General features: G+C 66.0%; 2 protein-coding genes. Both read left to right on the forward strand.

Going from position 1 to position 1,507, the window contains the following annotated elements; translation table 11 throughout:
- Positions 1-629 (forward strand): lipoyl(octanoyl) transferase LipB (gene lipB, locus AC1D00_RS40660; protein ID WP_477014583.1); only part of this gene is annotated, 629 nt, incomplete at its 5' end.
- Positions 630-828: 199 nt separating this feature from the next.
- A partial coding sequence (locus tag AC1D00_RS40665; RefSeq protein ID WP_477014584.1) for a DNA helicase occupies positions 829-1,507 on the forward strand: 679 nt, incomplete at its 3' end.

Genomic DNA, 1,507 nt, shown 5'->3' on the forward strand with positions numbered 1-1,507 from the left:
CGGAGGCCGTGGCCGCCATGGAGGCGCGGGTCGCCGCGATCGCGGCGGGCGAGGCTCCGGAGCTGGTCTGGCTGCTCGAACACCCCCCGCTCTACACCTCCGGCACCTCGGGCAAGGAATCCGACCTGCTCGATTCCCGATTCCCGGTCTTTGCCACCGGGCGCGGCGGGCAGCTGACCTATCACGGGCCCGGCCAGCGGGTGGCCTACATCATGCTCGACCTCAAGCGGCGCCGGYCGGACGTGCGGGCCTATGTCGCGAGCCTGGAGGAATTGATCCTGTGCACGCTCGCCGCCTTCAACGTCCGCGGTGAGCGGCGCGAGGACCGGGTCGGCGTCTGGGTGAAGCGCCCCGACAAGGGGCCCGAGCACGAAGACAAGATCGCCGCAATCGGCGTCCGGCTGAAGCGCTGGGTGTCGTTCCACGGCATCGCCATCAATGTCGAGCCGGAGCTGTCGCATTTCGCAGGGATCGTGCCCTGCGGCGTCGCCGATCCCCGCTACGGCGTCACCTCGCTGGTCGATCTCGGCCAGCTCGTGACCATGGCCGATGTCGACGTCGCGCTTCGGCAAGCGTTCGAAGAGCTGTTCGGGCCGACCCGCGCGCTGGTGCCGGAAGCGGCCGCTTAGGCGCTTTCCTGTTGGAGACCCACCGCCCGCGTTCTCCGCGCGCGCGGAATCAGCTACGCTTCATCCCGGCGCCGCCCACGCCTCCCCCCTCCGCCGGGAAAGCAGACGTCATGCCGGGCGACTAGATCATCGGACCGACTGTTCGAGCGCCAGGCATAAGGAGGGATTGCGATCATGCTCGCAATGGGAGGTTCTCTCGATGAAGTTGTCTGCACCCATCTACCATCTGAAGCGGAAAGCAAAACGCCTGTCCCGCGAGGAAGGCATTCCGCTCCACGACGCGCTTGACCGCATCGCAACGACGGAAGGTTTTGCCGCGTGGAGCATGCTTGCGGCGAAAGCCGCGGCGATGACGCCGGCCAATCGGCTGTTCCCGCAATTCCGCCCCGGTGACCTTGTGCTGGTCGGGGCGCGCCCCGGCCAGGGCAAGACGCTGATGAGCCTCGAGCTTGCCGCGGAGGCCATGAAGTCGGGCCATCGCGCCGCGTTCTTCTCGCTCGAATACACCGAGAGAGATGTGTTGGAGCGCCTTCGGGCGATCGGCGTGGACCCCGCGCAATTCGCTGACATGTTCGAGGTCGATTGCTCCGACGCGATCAGCGCCGACTACGTCGTCAAGCAGATGGCCGCTTCTCCCCGCGGCACGGTCGTGGTGATCGACTATCTGCAACTGCTCGACCAGAGACGGGAAAACCCTGATCTGACCGTTCAGGTGCGCGCACTGAAATCGTTCGCGCGCGACAAGGGGCTGATCGTCGTCTTCATCTCGCAGATCGATCGATCCTACGATCCCGCGGTCAAGCCCTGCCCCGACCTCAGCGACGTCCGCTTGCCGAACCCGCTGGATTTGAAGCTGTTCGACAAGACGTGCTTCATCA

It is taken from the genome of Bradyrhizobium sp. P2_E8, assembly GCF_056403875.1.